General features: G+C 59.7%; 21 protein-coding genes. 11 read left to right on the top strand and 10 right to left on the bottom strand.

The annotated features are described in order from the left end of the window. The first annotated feature begins 36 nt into the window (after nt 1-36). Both AB4N84_RS25990 and AB4N84_RS25985 read left to right on the top strand, forming a co-directional pair. Nucleotides 37-1,041 (top strand): M14 family metallopeptidase, encoded by a 1,005-nt coding sequence (locus AB4N84_RS25990; protein WP_460043865.1) that lies wholly within the window; start codon nt 37-39, stop codon nt 1,039-1,041. Between the two features lie 136 nt (nt 1,042-1,177). Beyond that, complete coding sequence (locus AB4N84_RS25985; RefSeq protein WP_460043864.1) at nt 1,178-1,861, top strand: GNAT family N-acetyltransferase; 684 nt, start codon at nt 1,178-1,180, stop codon at nt 1,859-1,861. Nucleotides 1,862-1,873: 12 nt separating this feature from the next. Here AB4N84_RS25985 and AB4N84_RS25980 read toward each other — a convergent pair whose 3' ends face one another. The 5 genes from AB4N84_RS25980 to AB4N84_RS25960 all read right to left on the bottom strand — a co-directional run bounded on the left by AB4N84_RS25980 (nt 1,874) and on the right by AB4N84_RS25960 (nt 6,910). Then, nucleotides 1,874-2,632 carry an endonuclease/exonuclease/phosphatase family protein gene (locus AB4N84_RS25980; RefSeq protein ID WP_460047149.1) on the bottom strand — a complete coding sequence of 253 codons (759 nt, stop codon included), beginning with the start codon at nt 2,630-2,632 and terminating at the stop codon, nt 1,874-1,876. 138 nt (nt 2,633-2,770) lie between these two features. Further along, nucleotides 2,771-3,985: an MFS transporter gene (locus tag AB4N84_RS25975; RefSeq protein WP_460043860.1), complete on the bottom strand. Its 1,215-nt coding sequence runs from the start codon at nt 3,983-3,985 to the stop codon at nt 2,771-2,773. 183 nt (nt 3,986-4,168) lie between these two features. Further along, a complete protein-coding gene (locus tag AB4N84_RS25970) occupies nt 4,169-5,755 on the bottom strand; it encodes an ABC-F family ATPase (RefSeq protein ID WP_074750477.1) in 1,587 nt (528 codons plus the stop codon). 296 nt (nt 5,756-6,051) lie between these two features. Beyond that, the gene (locus AB4N84_RS25965; RefSeq protein WP_460043857.1) at nt 6,052-6,420 is read right to left on the bottom strand and encodes an NUDIX hydrolase; all 369 of its coding nucleotides are present in this window, start codon (nt 6,418-6,420) and stop codon (nt 6,052-6,054) included. Between the two features lie 178 nt (nt 6,421-6,598). Then, on the bottom strand, nt 6,599-6,910 hold the full coding sequence (locus AB4N84_RS25960) for a hypothetical protein (RefSeq protein WP_074750481.1): 312 nt from the start codon (nt 6,908-6,910) through the stop codon (nt 6,599-6,601). A gap of 349 nt (nt 6,911-7,259) precedes the next feature. Between AB4N84_RS25960 and AB4N84_RS25955 the strand changes: the two genes are divergently transcribed. The 8 genes from AB4N84_RS25955 to kdgK all read left to right on the top strand — a co-directional run bounded on the left by AB4N84_RS25955 (nt 7,260) and on the right by kdgK (nt 13,866). Continuing rightward, nucleotides 7,260-8,108: a transporter substrate-binding domain-containing protein gene (locus tag AB4N84_RS25955; protein ID WP_460043856.1), complete on the top strand. Its 849-nt coding sequence runs from the start codon at nt 7,260-7,262 to the stop codon at nt 8,106-8,108. Nucleotides 8,109-8,179: 71 nt separating this feature from the next. After that, nucleotides 8,180-8,842, top strand: a complete 663-nt coding sequence (locus AB4N84_RS25950; protein ID WP_074750485.1) for an amino acid ABC transporter permease — start codon at nt 8,180-8,182, stop codon at nt 8,840-8,842. Nucleotides 8,843-8,854: 12 nt separating this feature from the next. Beyond that, nucleotides 8,855-9,517 (top strand): amino acid ABC transporter permease, encoded by a 663-nt coding sequence (locus tag AB4N84_RS25945; RefSeq protein WP_074750487.1) that lies wholly within the window; start codon nt 8,855-8,857, stop codon nt 9,515-9,517. Then, nucleotides 9,514-10,305, top strand: coding sequence for an amino acid ABC transporter ATP-binding protein (locus tag AB4N84_RS25940; protein ID WP_074750489.1), 792 nt, complete (start codon nt 9,514-9,516; stop codon nt 10,303-10,305). Before AB4N84_RS25945 ends, AB4N84_RS25940 begins: the two co-directional genes overlap by 4 nt. Before the next feature lie 24 nt (nt 10,306-10,329). After that, entirely contained in the window at nt 10,330-10,719 is a 390-nt protein-coding gene (locus tag AB4N84_RS25935) for a RidA family protein (RefSeq protein WP_074750491.1), read from the top strand. A 168-nt stretch (nt 10,720-10,887) separates the two neighbouring features. Further along, a complete protein-coding gene (locus AB4N84_RS25930) occupies nt 10,888-11,652 on the top strand; it encodes an IclR family transcriptional regulator (protein ID WP_074751350.1) in 765 nt (254 codons plus the stop codon). A 54-nt stretch (nt 11,653-11,706) separates the two neighbouring features. Continuing rightward, nucleotides 11,707-12,912, top strand: a complete 1,206-nt coding sequence (locus tag AB4N84_RS25925) for an amino acid deaminase (RefSeq protein WP_460043854.1) — start codon at nt 11,707-11,709, stop codon at nt 12,910-12,912. 12 nt (nt 12,913-12,924) lie between these two features. Beyond that, nucleotides 12,925-13,866 carry a 2-dehydro-3-deoxygluconokinase gene (kdgK, locus tag AB4N84_RS25920; protein WP_074750495.1) on the top strand — a complete coding sequence of 314 codons (942 nt, stop codon included), beginning with the start codon at nt 12,925-12,927 and terminating at the stop codon, nt 13,864-13,866. Between the two features lie 122 nt (nt 13,867-13,988). On the opposite strand, the gene AB4N84_RS25915 is transcribed toward kdgK, so the two are convergent. Then, the gene (locus AB4N84_RS25915; protein ID WP_037009819.1) at nt 13,989-14,264 is read right to left on the bottom strand and encodes a peptidylprolyl isomerase; all 276 of its coding nucleotides are present in this window, start codon (nt 14,262-14,264) and stop codon (nt 13,989-13,991) included. 183 nt (nt 14,265-14,447) lie between these two features. On the opposite strand from AB4N84_RS25915, the gene AB4N84_RS25910 reads away from it, so the two are divergent. Beyond that, on the top strand, nt 14,448-15,614 hold the full coding sequence (locus AB4N84_RS25910) for a PilT/PilU family type 4a pilus ATPase (RefSeq protein WP_460043853.1): 1,167 nt from the start codon (nt 14,448-14,450) through the stop codon (nt 15,612-15,614). Nucleotides 15,615-15,768: 154 nt separating this feature from the next. On the opposite strand, the gene AB4N84_RS25905 is transcribed toward AB4N84_RS25910, so the two are convergent. From AB4N84_RS25905 to AB4N84_RS25890, 4 genes are all read right to left on the bottom strand, one after another. Then, on the bottom strand, nt 15,769-16,539 hold the full coding sequence (locus AB4N84_RS25905) for a 3-hydroxybutyrate dehydrogenase (RefSeq protein WP_346830674.1): 771 nt from the start codon (nt 16,537-16,539) through the stop codon (nt 15,769-15,771). A 10-nt stretch (nt 16,540-16,549) separates the two neighbouring features. Continuing rightward, the gene (locus AB4N84_RS25900) at nt 16,550-17,941 is read right to left on the bottom strand and encodes a GntP family permease (RefSeq protein ID WP_460043852.1); all 1,392 of its coding nucleotides are present in this window, start codon (nt 17,939-17,941) and stop codon (nt 16,550-16,552) included. A gap of 275 nt (nt 17,942-18,216) precedes the next feature. Further along, nucleotides 18,217-19,629 (bottom strand): sigma-54 interaction domain-containing protein, encoded by a 1,413-nt coding sequence (locus tag AB4N84_RS25895; protein ID WP_460043851.1) that lies wholly within the window; start codon nt 19,627-19,629, stop codon nt 18,217-18,219. Nucleotides 19,630-19,691: 62 nt separating this feature from the next. Next, nucleotides 19,692-21,275 carry an ABC transporter ATP-binding protein gene (locus AB4N84_RS25890; RefSeq protein ID WP_460043850.1) on the bottom strand — a complete coding sequence of 528 codons (1,584 nt, stop codon included), beginning with the start codon at nt 21,273-21,275 and terminating at the stop codon, nt 19,692-19,694. Nucleotide 21,276: the final 1 nt, after the last annotated feature.

Genomic DNA, 21,276 nt, shown 5'->3' with positions numbered 1-21,276 from the left:
ACGGCTCGCGTATGCCATTGTCCGTTGGAGGCCCAAATGAAGACCCTTGAGCAAGTCCGTGCATCGCTGAAACCGTATCCGATCGAAGTTGAATTCCCGGATATCCGTCGCTGGAAGGAGGGCACCGACGGCGTCGATTATGTTCACAGCTTCGACAGCGGCGTTGCCGGGCCTCATGTGATGATCATGGCCCTGACCCATGGCAACGAAGTCAGCGGTGCAATCACGGTCGATGCCTTTCTTGCGCGCGAACTGCGCCCGCGACGAGGGCGGTTGACCCTGGCATTCGGCAACGTCGAGGCCTATCACCGCTTCGATCCTCAGAACATCGACGCCACCCGTTATCTGGACGAAGACATGAACCGCGTCTGGTTGCCCGGCAAGCTTGACGGTGAACTGGACTCCATCGAGTTACGTCGGGCACGCCAGTTGCGCCCGGTGGTGGACACCGTGGACCTGTTGCTGGACATCCACTCGATGCACGAAGAAGCGCCGCCGGTGATGATGTGTGGCGCGCAACGCAAGGGCATTGATTTCGCGGCAACGCTGGGCGTGCCGCAGACGGTGGTCGTCGATGCAGGGCATCCGAATGGGCGTCGGCTGCGCGACTATGAGGGCTTCAACGATCCGTCGAGCGCCAGGAACGCGCTGTTGATCGAGACCGGTCAGCATTTCTCCAGGCGCAGTCGTCAGGTGGCACTGGACACGGCCGCGCGCTTTCTGGTGACCACCGGCACGGTGTCGCCGGAGGACGTTGTCGAGTTCATCAACACGCAAACGCCGCAGCCGCAGCGGTTTCTTGAAGTGACCGACCCGGTGGTGGCCGACAGCATGGATTTCAGCTTTGTCGACGATTTCCGAGGCCTGGAGTTGATCGAACAAAAAGGGACGGTGATCGCCCGTGACGGCGACACCGACATCGTCACGCCCCATGACCATTGTGTTCTGGTGCAACCCTCGCTGCGTCATCTGGGCGTGGGCGTGACGGTGGTGCGGCTGGCGAAGATCCTGGACGTGGCGCCTGAGCGTTTGTCGTTCTGATCAGGCGGGGCGCTGTGGTTGTATGGCACTCCGGACAAACCCGGCGCCGACATCGCCTCAGAAGCGGTTATGATGCGCGGGTTAGCCCCTCCACGTGATCGTCGTCGTGGAGCCTTCGCCCAGAGTCAGGATTCTCATGTACACCATCACCCGCCTTGAAAACACGCCGCCCGAATCGATCCAGAGTCAGATCATGCAGATGGTGGTCGATTACGTGACCGACATCAGCATGGTCGGCATTGTCGCGAGCAACCCGCTGTATCAGCTGTATCAGTACGGGGTCGGGCACGAGGTTCATCAGTACCTGCAAGCCATGAATGGCTCTCGGGGTTTCCCGGTCGAGCTGATCGTCGCTCTGGATGACGAAGACCCTTCTGTGGTCATCGGCTTCTTGTTGTACCTGCCGGTGCAGGACGATCCGGAAGCCTGCGCGGTGGCGTATATGGCGGTGCACGCCAGCCAGCGTCGACGCGGGATCGCCCGAGCGATGCTGCGCCAGATGATCGAGCGGTATCCTCATGCGGAGTTGGCGTGCTTCGCCGGCAAGGTGCCGTATTTCGAGGCCATGGGGTTTCGGGTTTTGACGGCGCGGGGGCCGCAGGTCGTGATGAATACCCGTGACCATCAGACTGAGGGCTTGCTTGCAGTGCTGGACGTCGCACCGATCTACAACTCGGTGGAGGTACGGCAAATCCACGCGTATTTACTCAAACAGCATGGCAAGCGGGCCATGACCGATGCTGAAAAGCAGCGGGACCGTCACCTCGATCAAATGACGCGGCAGGCTCGATTAATGGTGCAGGAGCGGTTGAATCAATAAGCAGGTGAGCCGTCACATGTGCACTTCCACCGCCAATGGCAGATGGTCGGATAAATGAGTCCAGGGCCGAGTGCCAAGAATTTTCGGGTCGTGGCTGGTGGCGTTGCGCAGGTATACCCGGTCCAGTCGTAGCAACGGAAAACGTGCAGGGTAGGTTTTCGCCAGTTTGCCGTGACTGCGCTCAAAGGCCTCGTGCAGGTATTCGCAACGGGCCAGGCGTTTGTTTCCCTGCAATTGCCAGTCATTGAAGTCACCCGCGATAACCACAGGCGCGTGTTCCGGCAATGAATCGAGCAGCGCGCACAGCAGGTCAAGCTGCAATTGCCGATGGCTTTCGAGCAGGCTCAGGTGCACGCAGATCGCATGCACCTCGTCATGCCCCGGGACCTGCAACACGCAGTGCAGCAAACCGCGCCGCTCTGGCCCCGTGATCGACACGTCCAGATTGCGGTAATGCAGAATCGGGTATTTGGAGAGCAGGGCGTTACCGTGGTGTCCTTCGGGGTACACCGCATTGCGGCCGTAAGCGAAGTCGCTCCACATGCTGTCGGCCAGAAACTCGTAATGGGAGGTCTCGGGCCAATCCGAGAACCGCTCGGCATGCCGGTCGTGGCCGCCAAGCACCTCTTGCAGAAACACCAGGTCGGCGCCTGTACTGCGCACCGCTTCACGCAGTTCCGGAAGGATGAAGCGTCGGTTCAGCGCGGTGAAGCCCTTGTGGGTGTTGACCGTCAGCACGCGAAGTCGGTGGACATCACGCACGCCAGCCATGTCCGTAGGGGGAACACGGGTGCCTGCAGGGTCGGGGTTCACGCGCACGCTCCTGTCGCGGGGGATGTGCTAATTCCGACCCGGCAGCCACTCGGCAGTTCAGCTTTATTCGGCTGAGGTCCAGATCAGTATTTTTGATCACACCCGCGTGTCTACGGTGGGGCGGCGAGACAGCAGCAACGTCAAGGCCAGCGCAAGGAGCGACAGCAGGGCGGCGAAGAAGAAGATCCAGCCGTAACCCATGCCTAGCGCGATCGCGCCCATCAAGGGCCCGGCAATCGCCAGCGCCAGGTCGAAGAACACCGCGTACGCACCCAACCCGGCACCGCGGCTGCTGTTGGGCACCTGTCTGATGGCCTCGACACCGATGGCCGGGTACACCAGCGACAGGCCGAAGCCGGTGAGTCCCGCGCCGATCAGGGCTACGGTGGTGCTCGGTGAAAGCCACAGCAACACCAGCCCGATGGTTTCCACCGACATGCAAGCAATCGCCGAACGGAAACCACCAAAACGGGTGATCGCGTTGATGAAAAAAAGTCGGGCAACGATGAAGCAGATGCCAAACACTGTCAGGCACCAGGCAGCGCCTTCCCAGCCTCGGTTAAGGTAATAGAGCGTGATGAAGGTCGTCAGGGTGCCGTAACCGATCGACGACAGGGTCAGGCTCAATCCGTACGGTGCCACGCGGCCGAACACCGACCAGAAGGCCATGCGCTCACCTCGAACCACGGGCACCGGCGGCTTGTTGCGGATCAACAGCAGCGCGCCAGCGGCCAGCGCGGTGAGCACCAGGCCCAGGCTGACAAAGCCCAGCGCATCGACCATCACCACGCCCAAGGGCGCACCGATCGCAATCGCGCCGTAGGAGGCGATGCCGTTCCAGGAAATGGAGCGCGCCGTGTGCTCGGACCCGACCTGCCCAATGCACCAACTGATCGTGCCGACCCCGATCAACCCTTGAGACCCGCCGAGGATGAGCCGGGCGATCACCAGAATGATCAGGCTGGCCTGCGCATAGGACTCCAGCAAGATTGCCACCACCGTCAGCACACCGCTCAGTGCGATGCCGGAGAGGCCGTACACGATCGCCCGCTTGGTGCCGATGGTGTCGCAGATCCTGCCAGCCACCGGGCGGCTGAGCAGGGTCGCCAGGTATTGCGATCCGATCACCAGACCCGCCACCACCGCACTGAATCCAAGCTGATTGTGCACATAGCCGGGCATGACCGCGATGGGCAAACCGATGCACAGGAAGGCAACGAACGTGTAAAAAACGATGGAAACGATTTGCAGCGTGATCGTCAGTGAGCTGGCGTTTGGAGCAGGCGTGTTTGGCGGCAGGGCGGCAGACATGGGACTCTTCGCTGGAGCGGTGGGAGTGCGTCATCATCGCGCGGGATCAACAGAAATGAAAGCAGGCTAACGATGTAAACCCGCCTGACTGGAGGATCCCTGGGCGTTCACCGACCCGCAAAACCATCGCTCATAAAAAAGCCCCGTCGCGTGGACGGGGCTTTCGGTAAAACGCGTAGCGGCTTAGAACACCACGCCCTGGCTGCGCAGGTAGTCGTCATAGGTGCCGCTGAAGTCGGTCACGCCGTTAGGGCTCAGCTCAATGATGCGCGTGGCCAGCGACGACACGAACTCGCGGTCATGGCTGACGAAGATCAGCGTGCCCGGGTAGTTTTCCAGCGCCAGGTTCAGCGCCTCGATGGATTCCATGTCCAGGTGGTTGGTCGGTTCGTCCATGACCAGAACGTTCGGTTTCTGCAGGATCAGCTTGCCGAACAGCATGCGGCCTTGCTCACCACCGGAGATGACCTTCACCGACTTGAGGATCTCGTCGTTGGAGAAGAGCATACGGCCCAAAGTACCGCGAATGATCTGCTCGCCTTGCGTCCACTGGCCCATCCAGTCGAAGAGGCTGACGTCGTCTTCGAAATCGTGGGCGTGATCCTGAGCGTAGTAGCCCAGTTCAGCGCTTTCAGTCCACTTCACCGAACCGGCGTCCGGCGTCAGTTCGCCCATCAGCGTGCGCAGCAGGGTGGTCTTGCCGATGCCGTTCGGGCCGATGATCGCCACGCGCTCGCCAGCTTCGACCGTGAAGCTGAAGTTCTTGAACAGGGTCTTGCCGTCGAAGCCTTTGGACATGTGCTCGATGGTCACCGCCTGACGGTGCAGCTTTTTGGTCTGCTCGAAGCGGATGAACGGGCTGACGCGGCTCGAAGGCTTGACCTCGGCCAGCTGGATCTTGTCGATCTGCTTGGCGCGAGAGGTGGCCTGCTTGGCTTTCGACGCGTTGGCCGAGAAGCGGCTGACGAACGTTTGCAGCTCGGCAATCTGGGCTTTCTTCTTGGCATTGTCCGACAGCAGCTGCTCGCGGGACTGGGTTGCCGCCGTCATGTACTCGTCGTAGTTACCCGGGAACAGGCGCAGCTCGCCGTAATCCAGGTCAGCCATGTGGGTGCACACGCTGTTGAGGAAGTGACGGTCGTGGGAAATGATGATCATGGTGCTGTTACGCGCCGTGAGAATGGTTTCCAGCCAGCGAATCGTGTTGATGTCCAAGTGGTTGGTCGGTTCGTCGAGCAACAGCACTTCCGGATTGGAAAACAACGCCTGAGCGAGCAAAACGCGCAGCTTCCAGCCCGGCGCGACTTCGGTCATCGGACCGAAATGCTGTTCCAGCGGAATACCCAGACCCAGCAGCAGCTCACCCGCGCGGGATTCGGCGGTGTAGCCGTCCATTTCTGCGAACTCGGTCTCAAGCTCGGCCACGGCCATGCCGTCTTCTTCGCTCATTTCCGGCAGCGAATAGATACGGTCACGCTCGGCTTTGACTTTCCACAGTTCCTCGTGGCCCATGATCACGGTATCGATCACGGTGAATTCTTCGTAGGCGAACTGATCCTGACGCAATTTACCCAGGCGCACGTTCGGCTCAAGCATGACCTGACCGCCAGAAGGCTCCAGATCACCGCCCAGAATCTTCATGAACGTGGATTTGCCACAGCCGTTGGCGCCGATGAGGCCGTAGCGATTGCCGTTGTTGAATTTGACCGAAACGTTCTCGAACAGCGGTTTTGCGCCGAACTGCATCGTGATATTTGCTGTGGAAATCAATTACCTTACCTTTCAATAGCTTGGAAGTGACCGACCGCCGCTTGGGCGTGCATAGGGCAGCGGATGAGCCAGGGAGCTCGCGCCTGTCACGATCTTCAGTGAACCCGACAGGCAAAAAAACCACCTCAGCGTCGACCTTGTTCAGGGCGCTGGGCAGCTTGTATGCGGGATTCATGCCGGACAGTGGCGCGCATTGTCGCATAGCTGGGATGACAGATATATGGGGGAGGGCCAGCCTGACCCATCGAAATCAGGCTGGCAGCCGTTTCATGGCACGGATGCGACGAAAAGCCGCTTCACGCAATGGCATCGCTCAGGAACGCCTTGATGATGGACTTGACGGAGGGGTTGACCTTCACGTCGCTCAACGCCTTGGCGGTGAACCATTTGCAGTCGGCGATTTCGTTTTTGGGAGAGGGCGTCACGATGAGCGTGACCGAGACTTCGAAAACGTGATGCAGCACGGTCTCCGACTCAAAGCGGGTGACATAGGACAAATCCTCGAGAATAAGGCCGGTCTCTTCACGTAATTCCCGCACAGCGGCTTGCGCGGGAGACTCTCCCGCCTCGACTTTCCCGCCCGGCAGGTTCCAGCGTGCCTTGGGTTTGCGCACGTACAGAATCTCGTCGTCTCGTCGGCAAATCACCGTGGCGCGTTCTTTCATTGAATGTTCCTCCACCGTACAGCTTGTGAGATGCACCCAAGGTGCGAAATGTCACGCAGCTGTCATAAAAGCTTCATGAATGGCTTGGAAGCATTAACGGTGCCAACGTTCCCTGTTTCATCGGCCTGTACGGCCGCTCCTTTAACCCTAGCAGCGATGTGCGCGCGCAGCCTTTGAATCACGGCTTGGTCGGGGCCGCTTTCTTTTGGGTCGAATGCGTACGGTCGGTCTTCGATGGGGTGGCGTGCCTGACAGGCGACTGTTTCTCGACTGCTTTTTTATCGGTGCCTGCGGGCTCGGGGTTTGCGGGCTTCTTCTCGTAGCCTTGGGCATCACCGCCATTACCACCGGCTGGTGAGGATGGGTTTACGCCGGGCGGTAACGCTGAGCCCCCTGCTTCGGCGGCCATGCCATGGGGTGTAAACAGTGCCGTAATACCGAGGGTTAAAAATCCTGCCGTTAACAGGTGGGACAGTTTGGGCATGCTCATGAGGTGTCTCCCGTCTGACTGACGTTTTGTTTACGTTTAGGCATCTGTGGCGATGCCAATGTGCTGTCAGCGCGACGGACGGGCGCCAGGCACTTAACGCTGCGCGTTTCTGGCGCGTTACGCACAACACTGGGGCCTCGGTACACAGCGCTGTGGGAAACGGTAGCGCCCATTTTTGTCTGACGTGTTTCCGAGGCTCGGCCTTTCATGGCTAGCTCATTGATATTGCAAACGTTTTGAACGCTGTTTTTCTTCTTCGATTCTGTGGCACACTTTCTGCTGTCTATTCCGCTGTTACATACCTAGTTCCGGTATAGCGGAATAAACACCTTCTAGCGGAGTTCATCACATGCATCGCGGACCTTCTTTTCTGAAAGCTTGTGCGCTTGTACTGGCAGCCACAGCAACCCTAGCGACCACGGTTCAAGCGGCTGACAATAAGCTCGACAGCGTGTTGCAACGCGGCCACCTGGTGGTGGGCACGGGCAGCACCAATGCTCCGTGGCACTTCCAGGGCGCTGACGGCAAATTGCAGGGGTTCGATATCGACATCGCGCGTATCGTCGCCAAAGGTCTGTTCAACGACCCGACGAAGGTCGAGTTTGTGGTGCAGTCGTCTGATGCGCGGATTCCGAACTTGCTGACTGACAAGGTCGACATGAGCTGCCAATTCATCACCGTTACCGCCAGCCGCGCGCAGCAAGTCGCGTTTACCCTGCCGTACTACCGCGAAGGCGTGGCGCTGCTGTTGCCCGCCAACAGCAAGTACAAGGAAATCGACGACCTCAAGGCCGCCGGTGAGGGTGTGACCGTCGCCGTACTGCAAAACGTTTACGCAGAAGAGTTGGTTCACCAGGCGTTGCCCAAAGCCAAAGTCGATCAGTACGACAGCGTCGATCTGATGTACCAGGCGATTAACTCCGGCCGTGCGGACGCCGCCGCCACTGACCAGTCTTCGGTCAAGTACCTGATGGTGCAGAACCCTGGCCGTTACCGTTCCCCAGCGTTCGCCTGGAGCCCACAGACCTACGCGTGCGCCGTGAAACGTGGCGATCAGGACTGGCTGAATTTCGTCAACACCGCGCTGCATGAAGCCATGACCGGCGTTGAATTCCCGACTTACGCGGAGTCCTTCAAGAAGTGGTTCGGCGTCGAGCTGCCGACTCCAGCCATTGGCTTCCCGATGGAATACAAGTAACCCGCACTACATCACCGAACTGACGGGGCGGGGAAGGCCGTGATGTCTTTCCGTCCCAGGTACTGCTGACCATGAATTATCAGTTGAACTTTGCAGCCGTCTGGCGGGATTTCCCCAGTCTGCTGGCGGGGCTGGGTCTGGGCCTTGAGCTGGCCCTGATCTCGATCGCCATCGGCTGCGTGATTGGCCTGATGGCGGCGTTTGCGATGCTGTCTCGCTACCGGGCGTTGCGCGTGGTGTCGTCGGTGTATGTCACGGTGGTTCGCAATACGCCGATTCTGGTGTTGATCCTGCTGATCTACTTCGCCTTGCCCAGCCTGGGAATCCGCATGGACAAGATCCCTTCGTTCATCGTCACCCTTTCGCTGTACGCAGGGGCATACCTGACGGAGGTGTTTCGCGCCGGTCTGCTGAGCATTCACAAAGGCCAGCGTGAAGCCGGTCTGGCGATCGGCCTTGGCGAATGGCAGGTACGGGCCTACATCATCGTGCCGGTGATGCTGCGCAATGTGCTGCCAGCGCTGTCGAACAACTTCATCTCGCTGTTCAAGGACACCTCGCTGGCGGCCGCCATTGCCGTGCCGGAGCTGACCTATTACGCGCGCAAGATCAATGTCGAAAGCTACCGGGTCATCGAAACCTGGCTGGTGACCACGGCGTTGTATGTCGCGGCCTGTTACCTCATCGCCATGCTCTTGCGCTACCTCGAACAGCGCTTGGCGATTCGCCGCTAGGAGGCCCCAGACATGTACGAACAACCGACCTGGTTGCATGAGTTGTGGATCGCCCGCGAGGCACTGTGGGCCGGTTTTCTGACCAGCGTGCAGTGCGCTGGCCTGGCAATCATCTTTGGCACCGTCATTGGTGTGTTTGCCGGGTTGATCCTGACCTACGGCAAGCTCTGGGCGCGGCTGCCATTTCGTTGCTACGTCGACCTGATCCGTGGCACGCCCGTTTTTGTGTTGGTGCTCGCCTGCTTTTATATGGCCCCGGCGCTGGGCTGGCAGATCAGTGCGTTTCAGGCCGGCGCACTGGGCTTGACGCTTTTCTGCGGTTCCCACGTCGCGGAAATCGTGCGCGGAGCCTTGCAGGCCATTCCGCGGGGCCAACTGGAGGCGGGCAAGGCCATCGGCCTGACGTTCAGCCAGTCGCTCAGTTACGTGCTGCTGCCGCAAGCGCTGCGACAGATCCTGCCGACGTGGGTCAACTCGTCCACCGAGATCGTCAAGGCGTCGACCTTGCTGTCAGTGATCGGCGTGGCCGAGTTATTGCTCAGCACACAACAGGTGATCGCGCGCAATTTCATGACCCTGCAGTTTTACCTGTTCGCGGGATTTCTCTTCTTCGTCATCAACTACGCCATCGAGCTTCTTGGGCGGCAAATTGAAAAACGGGTGGCCTTGCCATGACACAGACTCAAACCGCGACCGCTGCACCGGCGTTGCTGAGCATCGAAGGACTGCACAAATCCTACGGCCCTGTCGAAGTCCTCAAGGGTGTGGACCTGAAGATGAACAAGGGCAACGTGGTGACCCTGATCGGGTCCAGTGGCTCTGGCAAGACCACGCTGTTGCGTTGCGTCAACCTGCTGGAAGAGTTCCAGGGCGGGCATATCCGTCTCGAAGGGCAGGACATCGGCTACAGCGACGTCAACGGCAAGCGCGTGCGTCACCCTGAAAAGGTCATCGCGCAGCACCGGGCCATGACCGGCATGGCGTTTCAGCAGTTCAACCTGTTCCCGCACCTCACCGCGTTGCAGAACGTGACCCTGGGGTTGCTCAAGGTCAAAAAACTCCCCAAAGATCAGGCCGTCGCCCTCGCTGAAAAATGGCTGGAGCGCGTCGGTCTGCTAGAGCGGCGTAATCACTACCCAGGCCAGTTGTCCGGTGGGCAGCAACAGCGTGTGGCCATCGCTCGTGCCATTGCGATGAACCCCAGCCTCATGCTGTTCGACGAAGTGACCTCGGCCCTCGACCCGGAACTGGTGGGAGAAGTGCTCAGCGTGATCAAAGGCCTGGCCGAAGAGGGCATGACCATGTTGTTGGTCACCCACGAAATGCGCTTTGCCTATGAAGTGTCCGATCAGATCGTCTTCATGAATCAGGGTCGCATCGAAGAGCAGGGCCCTCCCAAGACATTGTTCGAGCAGCCCAAATCGGCGCGCTTGAGCGAATTCCTCAAGAACATTCGTTTTTAAACGCTCAAACAAAGGAGATTTTTCATGAGCATTACTCGTTACGGCGCTGGCAGCACCGCAGGTGGCGGCCAGCCACGTCCATTTGCCCGCGCGGTAGAGGCTGACGGCTGGTTGCATGTCTCCGGCCAGGTACCGGCGGAAAACGGCGAGATCATTGTTGGCGGCATCGTTGAACAAACCCATAAGACGATGCAGAACCTAGTGGCGATTCTGACTGAGGCCGGTTATGGCCTCGAAGACGTGGTCCGTGTCGGTGTCTGGCTGGAAGACCCTCGGGATTTCTGGAGCTTCAACAAGGTGTTCGGTGAGTACTTCACGCCCGAACACGCCCCGGCCCGTGCCTGTGTACAGGCGAACATGATGGTCGACTGCAAGGTCGAGATCGACTGTATTGCTTATAAAAAGAAAGGCTGAAAGAGGTTGCCCTTGTAGGAACGCGCTTGGCCGCGATGGCGGTGCGTCAGGCAATGATTTTTTTGCAGGCACACCACAATCGCGGGCAAGCGCGCTCCTACAGTCACTGTCGTGCTTGTAAACTGCGTGCCTCATTCAGGAAAGACCCGCTCAATGGAAAGCACCACCATGACCGAAGACACCATCAAGCGCCGGGCCCGTGGTCTGGACCGGGCGTTCGATATTCTTGATTTCCTCAAGGAAAAGGGCACGCCGCTGCGGCCCAATGAAATTGCCAGCGGCATCGGCAGTCCCAAGTCGACGGTGTATGAGTTGGTCAGCTCCCTGCTGGAGCGGCGCATCCTCGAAACCGTGGGCAAGGACGGCCACGTGTACCTGGGGCGTCAGCTGTATTTCCTCGGGCAAGCGCATCTGCGGCATTTCGATTTCACTCGCGAGGCTGAAGTCAGCCTGTGTGAAATCGTCGACCAGACCCGGGAGACCGCGCAGATGTGCCTGCTCAACGGTCGCAAATACACCGTGGCATTGATGAAGGAGGGCGCGCGACATTTCCGCATTTCCTCGGACATCGGTGAAGATGCGCCGATTCCATGGACCGCTTCGGGACGCCTGCTGCTCGGGCACTTGAGCGATCAGGAAATCATCGACCTGATCGACCCCGAGGATTACATCCTCCCGGACGGTCAGCGACTGCCGCTGGAGACCTTCCTCGCCGAGATTCGGAAAGCGCACGACGAAGGCTTTTTCTCCTTCAACAGCATTGCCGACACCTTCACCCACTGCTTCGCTGCACCGGTGAAGGACAATCAGGGCATCTGCATTGCAACCCTGTGCATTGTCGCCCCTCGGGCCGATGCGACCGCACACTACGACGACTATCGACGGGTACTGATCAACAGCGCCAACAGCCTGGCCCGTCGCGTCAACGACTGACGGGGTCGCCGACGAGTCGCGATCCTTACCGAACAAGAACTCTGGAGAACAGACATGACGATTGCTGCACTGGAAAAAGGCGCCGCCAACCCCGGCGACCAGCTTGTACGGGATGTGAGCCTGCCCGCGCTGGTCATCCACGACACGGCGCTGGAACACAACCTGCGCTGGATGCAGAAATTCGTCAGCGACAGCGGCGCGGAACTCGCACCGCACGGCAAAACCAGCATGGTCCCGGCTTTGTTTCAGCGTCAGTTGCAGCACGGCGCCTGGGGCATGACCCTGGCAACCGCCGTGCAGACCCGAGCGGCTTACGCCCACGGCGTGCGCCGCGTGTTAATGGCTAACCAGTTGGTCGGTGCGCCGAACATGGCGATCATCGCCGAGATGCTCACGGATTCAATGTTCGACTTCCATTGCATGGTCGACCACCCGGACAACGTCAAGGCGCTGGGCGAGTTCTTTGCACAGAAGGGCCTGCACCTGAACGTCATGATCGAGTACGGCGTGGTGGGTGGCCGTTGCGGCTGCCGTAGCGAAGAACAAGTCATGGCCCTCGCGGACGCCATCGCCGCACAACCGGCGTTGAAGCTGACCGGTATCGAAGGCTATGAAGGGGTGATTCATGGCGATCAGGCCGTCAGCGGGATTCGCCAGTTCGCCGCGTCGCTGGTGCGTCTGGCCGTGACCCTGCAAGACAAAGGCGCGTTTGCGCTGGACCGTCCGATCGTGACCGCGTCGGGTTCGGCCTGGTACGACCTGATTGCCGAAGAGTTCGACAAACAACAGGTTCGCGACCGTTTTCTCAGCGTCCTGCGCCCCGGCAGCTACGTGGTGCATGACCATGGCATCTACAAAGAGGCGCAATGCTGCGTGCTGGACCGTCGCCACGATCTGAGCGAAGGGCTGCAGCCGGCACTGGAAGTATGGGCTCACGTGCAGTCGATGCCGGAGCCGGGGTTTGCGGTGATCGCATTGGGCAAGCGTGACGTGGCGTTCGACGCTGGCATGCCGAACCCGATCAAACGTTACAAAGCCGGTGTCGTGCCTGCTGAAGGCGATGACGTGAGCGCCTGTAAAGTGACTGCCGTGATGGACCAGCATGCGTTCATGACCGTCGCGCCAGGCTGCGAGCTGAAGGTGGGCGACATTATTTCTTTCGGCACCTCGCACCCTTGCCTGACGTTCGATAAGTGGCGCACGGGGTGCCTGGTCGGCGATGACCTGAGCGTCATCGAAACCTTTGACACCTGTTTCTGACGGAAGCCTGCGATGAGCGAATTTCTCAGTCACAGTCACCCACGGGTGGCGCTGATCGGCGAATGCATGATCGAGTTGCAGCAGCATGCCAACGGCACGCTCAAGCAGAGTTTTGGCGGCGACACGCTGAACACTGCGGTGTACCTCTCACGGCTGCTGGGTTCGGCGGCGCAGGTGGATTATGTCACCGCCCTGGGTGACGACAGCTTCAGCGATGCCATGTGCGCGATCTGGGCAGAAGAGGGCATCGGTCTGAGCCGCGTGCAGCGGTTGCCGGGACGTTTGCCTGGGCTGTATTGCATCCAGACCGATGCCCAGGGCGAGCGGCGCTTTCTCTACTGGCGTAACGAAGCGGCTGTGCGTGAGTGCTTCACCACGCCGGCGGCCGATCCGATTCTGGCGGCTTTGCCGGAGTACGACGTGCTGTATTTCAGCGGCATCACGCTGGCGGTGTTGGGCGAAGTCGGGCGTGCCCGGCTGTTGTCGACCTTGGGCGACGCCCGGGATCGCGGCGCTCGCGTGGTCTTCGACAACAACTACCGGCCGCGCCTGTGGCGCAGTGTCGATCAGGCGCGCCAGGCGTATCGGGCGGTCATGCACGAAGTCGATCTTGCGCTGCTGACCGAGGAGGATGAACAGGCGTTGTTCGATTACGCCGACAGCGAGGCGATCATGAGCGCCTACCGCGACATGGGTGTCAGTGAGGTGGTGATCAAGCGAGGGGCACAAAGCTGTCTGGTGCGCGCGGACAACCGCCGTTACGAGGTGCCCGCGCATCCGGTGCACAACGTTATCGACACCACCGCAGCAGGCGACTCCTTCAGCGCCGGGTATCTGGCCCGGCGTCTGCGTGGCGGCAGTCCGCAGGAAGCGGCGGAAGCCGGGCACCGTCTGGCGAGCCTGGTGATTCAGCATCCGGGCGCCTTGATTCCGCGCAGTGTGATGCCGGCTTGAATCGCTGACGCAAATCCTTTAGGCGCTTGCTTGCCCGCGATTGCGGTGTGTCATTCACCTTTGCGGTGTCAGACCGAACGCAATCGCGGGCCAGCGCGCGCCTACAGGTCGGTTTTTGCAGTTCAATCCCGGTAAAACACCTGCACCAGGTGATAACCGAACTTGCTCTTCACAGGCCCATGCACCGTACGCAGCGGCTTTTTGAAAATGACCTGGTCGATCGCTCCGACCATCTGGCCGGGGCGAACTTCACCCAGGTCGCCGCCGCGCTTGCCGGACGGGCAAGTGGAATATTTCTTTGCCAGCACATCGAACGCTTCGCCCTTGGCGATTCGCTGCTTGAGCTGCTCGGCTTCTTCAGCCGTCTTGACCAGAATATGGCGGGCTTGAGCTTTCATGATGAAATCGCCTCGATAAAAAAGCCGCGCATTATGCCTTTACGGCACGATTTCAGGTAATTTCCTTCACCTTGGCCGGACGAGCGTACGCCAACCTTCGGCGAACGTTGGTGCGGGTCGATGGTCGCACTTGAACAGTGTTGACCTGCTGTCTTCTTAAAACCTTTATGTGCGGTGTGACTTATGGATTTCCCGGCGTTGTTGAAGGTTCTTGCCACCCAGGACGGATCGGATCTTTACCTCTCCACGGGAGCGCCGCCGTGCGCCAAGTTCAACGGCGTGCTCAAGCCGTTGGGCACCGAGGCGCTGAAGCCCGGCGACGTGGCGCTGATCGCCGAGGGCATCATGGACGCCGAACAGCGTCTGGATTTCGAACGTGAGCTGGAGATGAACCTGGCCTTTTCCCTGTCGGGAATCGGCCGTTTCCGGATCAACATCTTCAAGCAGCGCAACGAAGTGTCCATCGTCGCGCGCAACATCAAACTCGACATCCCGAAATTCGAAGACCTGCACCTGCCGCCGGTCTTGCTCGACGTGGTCATGGAAAAGCACGGCCTGGTGCTGTTCGTAGGTGCGACCGGATCGGGTAAGTCGACCTCTCTGGCCGCGTTGATCGATCACCGCAATCGCCACGCTAGTGGGCACATCATCACCATCGAAGACCCGGTGGAGTTCATTCACAAACACAAAAAGTCGATCATCAACCAGCGCGAAGTGGGGGTAGACACCCGCAGTTTTCACGCGGCGTTGAAGAACACGTTGCGTCAGGCACCCGACGTGATCCTGATTGGCGAAATCCGTGACCGCGAAACCATGGAACATGCGCTGGCTTTCGCCGACACCGGCCATTTGGCGATCTCGACGTTGCACGCCAACAACGCCAACCAGGCGCTGGACCGCATCATCAATTTCTTCCCCGAGGACCGCCGTCCGCAGTTGCTTCACGATCTGGGTAACAACCTCAAGGCGTTCGTGTCCCAGCGTCTGGTCAAAACCAGGGACGGCAAGCGCAGAGCGGCCGTAGAAGTGATGCTGGGCACGCCGACCATTCGCGACCTGATCCACCGCAACGAGCTGACCGAGCTCAAGGGCATCATGGAAAAGTCGACGAATCTGGGCATGCAGACTTTTGATAATGCGCTGTACGACCTGGCAGTTGAAGGCGCGATCACTGAAGACGAGGCGTTGAAAAATGCCGACTCGGCGAACAACGTGCGGCTGCGTTTGAAGCTTCACAATGAAGGTGGCGTCACCCATATCACCACACCGCCCCCGGCGCCACAGCCTGCCGCGCAGGTGGACGTGAAGGATTGGGGGCTGGTGGATGAGCGGGATGAGCCGGGTTCCTGAAGTCACCATACGGTGGGCAGGATTAAATATCACTGGAGCCGACTTGCTGCGGGCCGCGATCAAACGAAGGCTGGAGATCAGTCACCCTCAATGCGTTTGGACTGACGCATTCGCCAGCAAGCCGGCTCCTACAGAAACGGCGTCGAGCCCAGGTCTACCTCGCCAGCCAACCACCATCGATATTCCACGCCGCGCCGCGTACCTGCGCCCCGGCTTCACTGCACAGGAACAGCGTCAGCTCGCCCAGCTGCGAGGGCGTGACGAACTCCAGTGACGGCTGTTTCTCTGCCAACAGGTCATGTTTGGCTTGCTCGATGTCTCCGGTTTCGGCGCCGCGATCGTCAATCTGCTTCTGAACCAGCGGGGTCAGCACCCAGCCCGGACAGATTGCGTTGCAGGTGACCTGGGTGGTGGCGGTTTCCAGACCGACGACCTTGGTCAGGCCTATCACGCCATGCTTGGCTGCGACATACGCGGCCTTGCCTGTTGAGCCCACCAAGCCGTGCACCGACGCGATATTCACGATCCGGCCCCAGCCTTTGGCTTTCATGCCCGGCAGCGCCAGGCGGGTGCTGTGGAACACCGAGGACAGGTTGATCGCAATGATCTTGTCCCAGCTCTCGACCGGGAAGTCTTCCACGGCATCGACGTGCTGGATGCCGGCGTTGTTGACCAGAATATCCACGCCGCCGAACTCACGCTCGGCGTAGGCGATCATGTCGGCGATCTGGGCCACGTCGCTGACGTCCGCAGGGTGATGGCCGACCTTGCCACCATATTGCTTGACCTGCTCGATCACGGCCGACGCGTCGCCAAAGCCGTTCAGCACCAGATTCGCCCCGGCCTTGGCGAGGGTCAGCGCGATCCCCAGGCCGATGCCGCTGGTGGAGCCGGTGACCAGTGCGGTTTTACCTTGCAGACTCATGTTCGATTCCTCATACGATGCCGGTTGCATAGAAAGTGGCGATGACCACGAACACCGCCAGGGTCTTGATGATGGTAATCCCGAAGATGTCCTTGTACGCCTCGCGGTGGGTCAGCCCCGTCACCGCAAGCAACGTGATGACCGCGCCGTTGTGCGGCAGGGTGTCCATGCCGCCACTGGCCATGGCTGCGACCCGGTGCAGGACTTCCAGCGGAATATTGGCGGCGTGGGCCGCGGCAATGAAACTGTCGGACATCGCGGCCAGCGCAATGCTCATGCCGCCCGACGCCGAGCCGGTAATGCCCGCGAGCAAGGTGACGGTGATCGCTTCATTGACCAGCGGATTGGGAATGGTCTTGAGCCCGTCGGCCAATACCAGAAAGCCCGGCAGGGAAGCGATGACCGCACCGAAGCCGTATTCCGATGCCGTGTTCATGGCAGCCAACAGCGCGCCGCTTACTGCGCCTTTGCTGCCTTCAGCGAGTTTCGACTTCACGGCACCAAAGGCAAACAGCAGCACAAAGACGATCCCCACCAGCAAGGCGGCTTCCACGGCCCAGATCGCGGTGATTTTCGAAATCTCGGTCTGAACGGGCGTAGCCATCCCGGGCAGCGCCAATGTGTGCGTCTTGCCATACCATTGCGGAATCCACTGAGTGAACAACAGGTTCATCACGCCAACCAGCAGCAATGGCGCCAGCGCGATCCAAGGGTTGGGCAGCTTGATGTCATAGGCGGTTTCCGGCTCGTTGCGCAACTCGGTGCCGTAGCCTTCGCCTGCGCGTTGTGCCTTGTTGCGCTGGCGCGTCAGGAACAGCATGCCGGCGCAGAACACGAATGCGGTACCGATCAAGCCCAGCCACGGTGCCGCCCAAGCGGTGGTGTTGAAGAAGGTCGACGGAATGATGTTCTGAATCTGTGGCGTGCCGGGCAGGGCGTCCATGGTGAACGAGAAGGCGCCGAGCGCGATGGTCGCCGGGATCAAGCGTTTGGGAATGTTGCTCTGGCGGAACATTTCCGCGGCGAACGGATAGACCGCGAACACCACCACGAACAGCGAGACGCCGCCATAGGTGAGCAGGGCGCAAACGAGCACGATCACCAGCATGGCTTGGCGCGTGCCGAGCAGGCCAATGGCCGCCGCGACGATGGAGCGGGAGAACCCGGAGAGTTCGATCAGCTTGCCGAACACGGCGCCGAGCAGGAAAACCGGGAAGTAGAGTTTGACGAAGCCGACCATCTTGTCCATGAACACGCCGGTAAAGGCGGGCGCCACAGCCGATGGATCGGTCAACAACACAGCGCCAAGCGCAGCGATGGGGGCAAAAAGGATAACGCTATAACCACGGTATGCAGCAAGCATCAGCAGCGCGAGGGCTGCCAGCGCGATGATCACACTCATCGAGTGTCTCCTGTTGTTTTTGTTATGACTGCGGTCCAGCCGCGTACAGGAGGTATAGCTACTTTCGTGCCATTAAGCTAAGTGATTGATTCTTATGACCTTTCTGATGAGTCACGATTGGGCAGCGGCAAGCTATGTCTCTGATGAGAGACTTACGTCCTTGCAAACATGACGATCCTGCTCGCTGGCGCAAACAAATCAGCCTACGGGACCCCGCGCCGGAGGCGTTTTGAGAATGTTCACGGAAAATCCGGATTCAGAGACGCCGAGTCTCATTATTGAGACTCGGCGATGCCCAGCGCTGCCATTTTTTTGTACAACGTGGATCGTCCCAGCCCCAGTTGTTGAGCAGCAAGGATCACGTTGCCTCGGCAGTGCGCCAGTTTTGCTTGAATCAATTCGCGATCGAATCGCTCGCGCGCCTCGCTGTACGTTTCACCAGACACCGGCGCAGGCGACTCCGTAACGCCTTCAATCGGCACCAGGGTGCCGATGGCGGCGCGGATCTCATCCGCGCCGAGCTGCAAATCGTCGCTGTGCAACGCCGCGCGCTCCAGCACGTTGCGCAACTCCCGGATATTGCCAGGCCAAGCGTGCTTGCCCAGCATCGCCATGGCGCTGGGTTGCAACTCATGCTGACTGCGCAGTTCTTCCAGAATGGCCTCGCTCAGCGCCGCAAGATCGTCCAGACGTTCGCGCAATGGCGGCACGCCGATGGGCAGCACACTGAGGCGGTAGTAGAGGTCTGCACGAAACGCTCCACGCTTGATCGCTGCTTCCAGATCCGTCGACGTCGCCGCTATCAGGCGCACGTCGCTTTTGATCATTTCGTTGGAGCCCACGGGCTCGTATTCCTTTTCCTGCAGCACCCGCAGCAATTTGCTTTGTAGGGGCAGGGGCATGTCGCCGATTTCGTCAAGGAACAGCGTGCCGCCTTCGGCCAAATAGAATTTGCCCTGTCGCCCGCGCCGGTCTGCGCCGGTAAATGCGCCCGGTGCGGTACCAAAGAATTCCGCTTCCAGCAGCGTCTCGGGAATTGCCGCGCTGTTGATGCTCACGAACGGCTTGTGGGCGCGGGGCGATGTGTTGTGAATGGCGTGGGCGAGCAATTCCTTGCCTGTCCCGGTTTCCCCCAACAGCAACACGGGGGAGTCGGTGCTGGCGCTGCGTCGGGCGCGACGCTTGACCTCAAGGCTCGCCAGGCTGTTGCCAATGAAATGCGCAAAACTGTATTTGGCCTGCCGGGCGCGCAACAGCGAGCGGGTCGAGGCCAATTCCTGCTGCATGCTGAGGTAACGTTTGAGCAGCGGCGACAGCGCATGCAGTTCATCGAAGAGGGCGAAACCGATTGCGCCGATCACGCCACCGACATCGTCATGAATCGGCAAGCGCATGACCACCAGCGGGTCCTTGGCGGTGTCCATCATGTCCAGCAGGATGGGTTGGCCATTGCTGGCGACTTGTCGCAGCAGGCTGCCGGGAATCACTTTTTCGCAGGGTTGACCCACCGCCCGACTGGCGTCTTCCAGGCCGAAGCGCCTTGCATAGCGCTCGTTGATCCAGACGATTCGCGCTTCCTTGTCCACGATCACAGTACCTTCACTGGACTGCTCGATGATTTCGAACAACGAACGGATGGCGAGTCGCCGTACGCGTCGGTAATCCTTGAGGCTGTCACTGTCTTTCATGCACTGTTCCGTCGTTTCCGTCCCCGGCATCTGGCCGAACAGACTGCTGGTGATTGCTTTGTTCAGTTGAAACCCGGATGTGCTGCCGCCAGCAGTTCCTTGGTGTAGGGGTGCTGAGGGGCGTCGAACACGTCGTGGCTGGCGCCTCGTTCGACGACTTTGCCGTCCTTGACCACGATCAGGTCGTGGGCGAGCGCCCGCACGACCGCCAGATCATGGCTGATGAACAGATAGGTCAGACCATGCTTTTCCTGCAGTTGGCGCAACAGCGCCACTACCTGCTTCTGCACGGTGCGATCCAGTGCAGAGGTGGGTTCGTCGAGCAAAATCAAGGCAGGTTTGAGAACAAGCGCGCGTGCAATGGCAATGCGTTGCCGCTGCCCACCGGAAAATTCATGGGGATAGCGATGTCGGCTCAACGGATCGATACCGACTTCCTCCAGTACACGAATCACTTCGGCCTCACAGCAGACCTTGTCCAGTTCGCTGTGGACTTCCAGGCCCTCGCTGATGATCTGCGCCACTGACATGCGAGGACTGAGGCTGCCATAAGGGTCCTGGAAAACCACCTGCATCTGCTTGCGCCATGGCCGCATCTGCTTCTGGCTCAGGGTGTCCAGCGCGTGACCCTTGAAACGGATACTGCCACGGGATTCCAGCAAGCGCAGAATTGCCTGACCAAGTGTCGATTTTCCTGACCCAGACTCGCCAACAATGCCGAGGGTCTTGCCGCGTTCAATGCTCAGACTGACGTCGTCGACCGCCTTCAGGTACTCATGGTGACGATTGAAGATGCCACCACCCAGCGAGAACCAGACACGCAGGTTATCGACTTCAAGTACTTTCTCACGTGTGTCACGAGGCAGCGGTTCGCCCGCAGGCTCCGCGTCCAGCAGCAACCGGCTGTAAGGATGCTGAGGGTTCTTGAACAGCAGGTGGCAGTTGGACTGCTCGACGATTTCACCTGCGCGCATCACGCAGACTTTCTGGGCGATGCTATGAACCAGGTTCAAGTCGTGACTGATCAGTAGAAGTGACATGTTAAGACGTTGCTGTAACTCTTTGAGCAGCAACAGGATTTTTCGCTGTACCGTGACGTCCAGAGCCGTGGTGGGTTCATCGGCAATCAGCAGTTCCGGCTCGCACGCGAGCGCCATGGCGATCATCACCCTTTGCCGTTGCCCTCCGGAAAGTTCGTGCGGATAGGCTTTCAGGCGCTTCTTGGGATGCTGGATGCCGACCAGTTCAAGTAACTCGAGAATGCGAACCTTGGCCTCTCTTCCGGTCAGCCCTTTATGCAGCAGAAGCGTTTCCCCGATCTGTTTGGCCACGGTGTGCAGCGGGTTCAGCGAGGTCATCGGTTCTTGAAAGATCATCGCGATCTGATTGCCGCGAATGCGCCGCATCAGTTTGCCGTCTGCGCCCAGTAATTCCTGGCCGCGATACCTGATGCTGCCGGTGCTGACCGTGCCGGCTTGGGGCAGCAGTTGCAGGATCGAGTGCGCGGTCACGGACTTGCCAGACCCTGACTCACCGACCAGTGCCAGGCACTCACCGGCAGGAATGTCCAGACTGAGGTTCCTGACCACAGTATTTCCATTAAAAGACACCGACAAGTCGCGGATTTCAATCAGGTTTTTAGACATG

It is taken from the genome of Pseudomonas sp. S2_H01 (assembly GCF_054668305.1).
The sequence above is the reverse complement of the archived record's forward strand: the minus strand, read 5'-3'. Positions and strand labels throughout refer to the sequence as shown.

What these genes read in the sequence shown, in the direction of transcription:
- AB4N84_RS25960 (WP_074750481.1), bottom strand. Translation starts at nt 6,910, where the DNA reads ATGAGCATGCCCAAACTGTCCCACCTGTTAACGGCAGGATTTTTAACC.
- AB4N84_RS25930 (WP_074751350.1), top strand. Translation starts at nt 10,888, where the DNA reads ATGACCGAAGACACCATCAAGCGCCGGGCCCGTGGTCTGGACCGGGCG.
- kdgK (WP_074750495.1), top strand. Translation starts at nt 12,925, where the DNA reads ATGAGCGAATTTCTCAGTCACAGTCACCCACGGGTGGCGCTGATCGGC.
- AB4N84_RS25980 (WP_460047149.1), bottom strand. Translation starts at nt 2,632, where the DNA reads ATGGCTGGCGTGCGTGATGTCCACCGACTTCGCGTGCTGACGGTCAAC.
- AB4N84_RS25910 (WP_460043853.1), top strand. Translation starts at nt 14,448, where the DNA reads ATGGATTTCCCGGCGTTGTTGAAGGTTCTTGCCACCCAGGACGGATCG.
- AB4N84_RS25915 (WP_037009819.1), bottom strand. Translation starts at nt 14,264, where the DNA reads ATGAAAGCTCAAGCCCGCCATATTCTGGTCAAGACGGCTGAAGAAGCC.
- AB4N84_RS25935 (WP_074750491.1), top strand. Translation starts at nt 10,330, where the DNA reads ATGAGCATTACTCGTTACGGCGCTGGCAGCACCGCAGGTGGCGGCCAG.
- AB4N84_RS25950 (WP_074750485.1), top strand. Translation starts at nt 8,180, where the DNA reads ATGAATTATCAGTTGAACTTTGCAGCCGTCTGGCGGGATTTCCCCAGT.
- AB4N84_RS25965 (WP_460043857.1), bottom strand. Translation starts at nt 6,420, where the DNA reads ATGAAAGAACGCGCCACGGTGATTTGCCGACGAGACGACGAGATTCTG.
- AB4N84_RS25900 (WP_460043852.1), bottom strand. Translation starts at nt 17,941, where the DNA reads ATGAGTGTGATCATCGCGCTGGCAGCCCTCGCGCTGCTGATGCTTGCT.
- AB4N84_RS25890 (WP_460043850.1), bottom strand. Translation starts at nt 21,275, where the DNA reads ATGTCTAAAAACCTGATTGAAATCCGCGACTTGTCGGTGTCTTTTAAT.
- AB4N84_RS25925 (WP_460043854.1), top strand. Translation starts at nt 11,707, where the DNA reads ATGACGATTGCTGCACTGGAAAAAGGCGCCGCCAACCCCGGCGACCAG.
- AB4N84_RS25985 (WP_460043864.1), top strand. Translation starts at nt 1,178, where the DNA reads ATGTACACCATCACCCGCCTTGAAAACACGCCGCCCGAATCGATCCAG.
- AB4N84_RS25990 (WP_460043865.1), top strand. Translation starts at nt 37, where the DNA reads ATGAAGACCCTTGAGCAAGTCCGTGCATCGCTGAAACCGTATCCGATC.
- AB4N84_RS25975 (WP_460043860.1), bottom strand. Translation starts at nt 3,985, where the DNA reads ATGTCTGCCGCCCTGCCGCCAAACACGCCTGCTCCAAACGCCAGCTCA.
- AB4N84_RS25945 (WP_074750487.1), top strand. Translation starts at nt 8,855, where the DNA reads ATGTACGAACAACCGACCTGGTTGCATGAGTTGTGGATCGCCCGCGAG.
- AB4N84_RS25895 (WP_460043851.1), bottom strand. Translation starts at nt 19,629, where the DNA reads ATGAAAGACAGTGACAGCCTCAAGGATTACCGACGCGTACGGCGACTC.
- AB4N84_RS25940 (WP_074750489.1), top strand. Translation starts at nt 9,514, where the DNA reads ATGACACAGACTCAAACCGCGACCGCTGCACCGGCGTTGCTGAGCATC.
- AB4N84_RS25905 (WP_346830674.1), bottom strand. Translation starts at nt 16,539, where the DNA reads ATGAGTCTGCAAGGTAAAACCGCACTGGTCACCGGCTCCACCAGCGGC.
- AB4N84_RS25955 (WP_460043856.1), top strand. Translation starts at nt 7,260, where the DNA reads ATGCATCGCGGACCTTCTTTTCTGAAAGCTTGTGCGCTTGTACTGGCA.